The organism is Massilia sp. CT11-108 (assembly GCF_047302915.1).
Lineage (GTDB): Bacteria > Pseudomonadota > Gammaproteobacteria > Burkholderiales > Burkholderiaceae_D > Telluria > Telluria orientalis.
Genome location: NZ_JBKYMO010000453.1, coordinates 1 through 4,429 on the forward strand (window position 1 = coordinate 1; position 4,429 = coordinate 4,429).

Annotated in this window: 4 protein-coding genes; 3 read left to right on the forward strand and 1 reads right to left on the reverse strand. The window is 66.3% G+C overall.

All coding sequences use genetic code 11. The annotated features are described in order from the left end of the window. The coding region (locus ACEN88_RS25125; protein ID WP_413344068.1) for an NmrA family NAD(P)-binding protein at positions 1-743 on the forward strand (743 nt) is incomplete at its 5' end. 187 nt (positions 744-930) lie between these two features. Further along, positions 931-2,205, forward strand: a complete 1,275-nt coding sequence (locus ACEN88_RS25130) for a glucan 1,4-alpha-maltotetraohydrolase domain-containing protein (RefSeq protein WP_413344070.1) — start codon at positions 931-933, stop codon at positions 2,203-2,205. Between the two features lie 16 nt (positions 2,206-2,221). On the opposite strand, the gene ACEN88_RS25135 is transcribed toward ACEN88_RS25130, so the two are convergent. Further along, a complete protein-coding gene (locus tag ACEN88_RS25135) occupies positions 2,222-3,427 on the reverse strand; it encodes a diguanylate cyclase (RefSeq protein ID WP_413344072.1) in 1,206 nt (401 codons plus the stop codon). A gap of 141 nt (positions 3,428-3,568) precedes the next feature. Between ACEN88_RS25135 and lplT the strand changes: the two genes are divergently transcribed. Further along, positions 3,569-4,429 (forward strand): lysophospholipid transporter LplT (lplT, locus tag ACEN88_RS25140; RefSeq protein WP_413344074.1); only part of this gene is annotated, 861 nt, incomplete at its 3' end.

The following is a 4,429-nucleotide window of genomic DNA, read 5'->3' on the forward strand; positions in this document are numbered from 1 at the left end:
ATGCCGGCGCGAAAGTCGCCGTCGCGGACGTGCGCGACGTGCCCGCGCTGCGCGCCATCCTGCGTACGGGCACCACCGCGCTGCTGCTGAATCCGCCGGCCGCGCCGTTCACCGACACCGACGCCGTCGAGCGCGCGAACGCCGCCGCCATCGTCGACGCGGTGACGGACTCCGGTTTGCGCAAGGCCATCGCCGTCTCGACGTTCGGCGCGCGCGCCGGCGAGCCGTGCGGCGACCTCACCGTGCTGTTCGAATTCGAGGAAAAGCTGCGGGCGCAGGCCGTTCCCGTCGCCGTCAATCGCGGTGCCTACTACATGAGCAACTGGACCGAGATGCTCGACACGGTGCGCCACCGCGGCAAGCTGCCCAGCTTCTTTCCGGAGGATGCCGCCATCCCGATGGTCGCGCCCTGCGACCTGGGCGAAGCCGCCGCGCAGCGGCTGATGGAGCCCGCGGACCGGACCGAGACCCTCTACATCGAAGGCCCGCGCCGGTACACGCCGCGCGACGTCGCCGACGCGTTCGCGCGGGCACTCGGCCGCCCCGTCGACGTCGAGGTCGTCCCGCGCCACGCCTGGGAGCAGACGTTCCGCCAGCTCGGCTTTTCGGCGGAAGCGGCGCGCAGCTATACGTGCATGACCGGGACCGTGCTGGACGAGCAGGACCGCTGGCCGGACGACCCCGTCCGCGGCGCGACGTCGCTCGAGAATTTCATTTGCGAAAGCGCAAATCGAAAGTATTAAAACTACATATTTCATGCGAATTAGGTTGACACGAAAATACGTATAGCTAAGAATCTCCCCCGTCGGGCACGAAAACATCACAGAATGATCGCCCGATACGTAGTAAAAGTACCTGACTGAGCAACGGACTTTTGCACGACCTCCGTTGTTCGCCGGGACCTTACCCGTATCACATCGGAGGAGAAGCATGAAGAAGAGCACCATCGTCGCCCTGCTGGCGGCGGGCATGATCACGTCCATGGCCCCGGCAGGGCCCGCCACCCCCACCCAGCAGGCCGGCGGCAGCACGGCCATCGTCCTGCAGGGTTTCCACTGGAACTCGGCCAACTATGCCGGCCCGGACTGGTACAACACCCTGCTGAACAACGTCGGCGACTTGAGCGCGATGGGATTCACCCACGTGTGGTTCCCGCCGCCGTCGGATTCGAGCGCCAAGGAAGGCTATCTGCCGCGCCAGCTGAACAAGCTCGATTCCAAATATGGCAGCGCGGCCGAGCTGACGAACGTCGTCAGCGCATTCAAGAGCAAGGGCGTCAAATCCATCGTCGACGTCGTCGTCAACCACCGCGTGGGCACCACGGGCTGGTCCGACTTCACGAACCCGAACTGGACCACCTATTCCATCGTCAACGGCGACGAGTGCAACTGCGGCCTCGGCAACGCCGACACGGGCCAGGGCTTTTCCGCCGGGCGCGACCTCGACCACAAGAACGTGGGCGAAGTCCAGAACGGCATCATCAACTGGCTGAACTACACGCTGAAGCCGGTGGGCTTCTCGGGCCTGCGTTTCGACTACGTGAAGGGCTTTTCGGCGAGCTACGCGGGCCAGTATTCGAACGCGTTCGCACCCGATTTCTGCGTCGGCGAGATGTGGCCGGATTCGTTCGACCTGAACAACCTGAACGCGAACCGCCAGGCGATCATGGACTGGATCAACGGCACCAGCAACAGCTGCGGCGCGTTCGACTTCACGACCAAGGGCATCCTCAACGACGCCCTCGCCAACGGCAATTACTGGCGCCTGAAGGCGACCGACGGCAAGCCGCAGGGCGCCATCGGCTGGTGGCCGGCGATGTCGGTGACGTTCGTCGACAACCACGACACCGGCCCGGCCGAAAGCTGCGGCACGGGCCAGAACCTGTGGCCGGTGCCGTGCGGTTCGGTGCTGGAAGGGTATGCCTACATCCTGTCGCATCCGGGCATCCCGACCGTGTTCTACCCGCACATCTACAACTGGAATCTCAAGACGCAGATCGCGGCGCTGATGGCGGCGCGCAAGAATGCGGGCGTGAATTCGACGTCGGCGGTCGCGATCCAGCAGGCGACGCAAGGCCTGTACGCAGCCATCATCACCGGCACGACGCACCAGCTGGCGATGAAGATCGGCCCGAACAGCTGGAGCCCGGGTGCCGGCTGGACGTTGCAGACGTCGGGTAACAACTACGCCGTCTGGATGAAATAAAAGCGCACGAAGCGGCTCAGGCCACCACCGCCTGCAGCCGCGTCGCCTGGCCGCGGCCGATGACATCGCGGCCATGCACGCTGACGCGGTTGCGGCCGTTCTGCTTGGCGTGGTACAGCGCCACGTCCGCGCGGCTCAGGATGTCTTCCCATTTCTGGTCGTGCGCATCCAGCGCGGCCACGCCCACGCTGACGGTCATCGGGACCGGCATCCCCTCGACGGTCAGCGGCGCCGCCACCACGGCTTCGCGCAGGCGTTCGGCCATGGCGCCCACGTTCCCCGCATGTTCGCCGACGACCAGTACCGCGAACTCTTCCCCGCCGATGCGGAACAGCGCATCGTACCCGCGCAGCACCCGCGCCGACAGTGCCGTCACGTGGCAGATCGCCGCGTCCCCCACGCCGTGGCCGTAGCGGTCGTTGATGGGCTTGAAGTGGTCGATGTCGAACGTGATGAAGAACATGGCCGAACCGTTGCGGCGGCAGCGGCGGAAGTCGCGCGTGGCCACGTCGTGCAGGGCGCGCCGGTTCAGCCAGCCGGTCAGCACGTCCGTCAGCGAGGCGCGGCGCAACGCCAATGTCTGCTGGTGGCTGACGATCAGCGCGCAGCACATCGTCGCCAGCGACATGTACACCAGCATCGCCAGCGCGCCCGACGTGCGGAAGAAATCGCCGCCCAGGAAGCCCGGCGGGTGACCGTCGTACGCGAGCATGATCGCCATGCGCGCGACCTGCTGCAGCGCGGACAGCACCTGCAGCACGATCAGCGGCGTATGCGCCGCGCACGCCGCGCGCTCGCTGCGGCGCCACAGCAGCCACGCGGCGCCGAGATTGAGCGCGCCGACGAACGGTGTGAACAGCACGAGCCGGTACAGCGGCGCGCCGCGCGCGAACATCAGCGCATGCGCCGCCAGCACGGCGACCATCAGCAGCACGCCCCAGCGCCAGCCGGGCGCCAGGTGCAGGTGGCGCCGCACCCCGGCCAGCATGCCGAAATGGCCGCCGATGTGGAGCGCGTTGACGCTTGCGATGAACAGAATGGGACCCGCCTGCTGGTGCAGGCCGATGGCGCCAAGCCCGTTGCTCAGTGCGAATAACGCAGCGGCGACCGTCCAGTCGACGAGGCAGGCCTGGCGCGCGCTGGCGAGGTACAGCAGCCCCATGCTGGCAGCCATGGTCAATGCCGCCAGCGCGGCGGCCACGATGAGTGTGAAAGCGTCCAAGCGCATCCAACCTGTATAGATAATTCCATAAGTATAAAACTATTGTTTATATGCAAATCAAACCAATTGTCGCAATCGCAAAGTTTCTGTATTTACAGCAAGCGAATCCGGCCTCCGGGACGGCTGTGATATACCGCTTCCATGAATGCCGCATTCTTCGCCATCGTCGGCGCCCAATTCTTTTCGTCGCTGGCGGACAGCGCGCTGTTCATCCTGTGCGTGTCGCTGGTCGCCACGCTGTCGTTCCCGCAGTGGATGACGCCGATGCTGAAGATGGGTTTCGTCCTGTCGTACATCGTGCTGGCGCCGTTCGCCGGCGCCTTCGCCGACCGCTTTCCCAAGGGCCGCGTGATGCTGCTGACGAACACCGTCAAGATGCTCGGCTGCTCGCTGATCCTGGCCAAGGCCAATCCCCTGCTCGCCTACGGCATCGTGGGGCTCGGCGCCTCCGCATACTCGCCCGCCAAGTACGGCATCCTGGCCGAGGTGCTGCCGCCGCGCCGCCTCGTGGCGGCCAACGGCTGGATCGAGGGCACGACCGTGCTCGCCATGATCCTCGGCACGGTGCTGGGCGGCGCCCTCTCCGCCAATCCGCAGGCGATCGCGTGGCTGCTGCACCTGACCTTGCCATGGCGGGCCACGCCCATCGGCATGGCGGTTGCCGTGATCGTCATGACGTATTTGCTGGCGACGCTGTTGAACCTGCCCGTGATGCACGCCGGCGTCCGCCCGGCCGACGCGCGCCGCCCCTTGCCCGCGCTGCTCGCCGATTTCTATCGCTGCAACCGGACGCTGTGGCAGGACCGCGAAGGCCGCATCTCGCTGGGGGTCACGTCGCTGTTCTGGGGCAGCGGCATGGTGCTGCAGGTGCTCTTGCTGACGTGGGCGCAGAACGTGCTCGGTCTCACGCTGGACCGTGCCGCGGCGCTGCAGGGCGTGTTCGCGCTCGGCGTCGCGGTGGGCGCCGCCATCCCGCGCAAGACCAGCGTGACGAGCACGATC

Excerpts from the sequence above, each read along its gene's own strand:
- ACEN88_RS25130 (WP_413344070.1), top strand. The coding sequence starts at position 931 with ATGAAGAAGAGCACCATCGTCGCCCTGCTGGCGGCGGGCATGATCACG.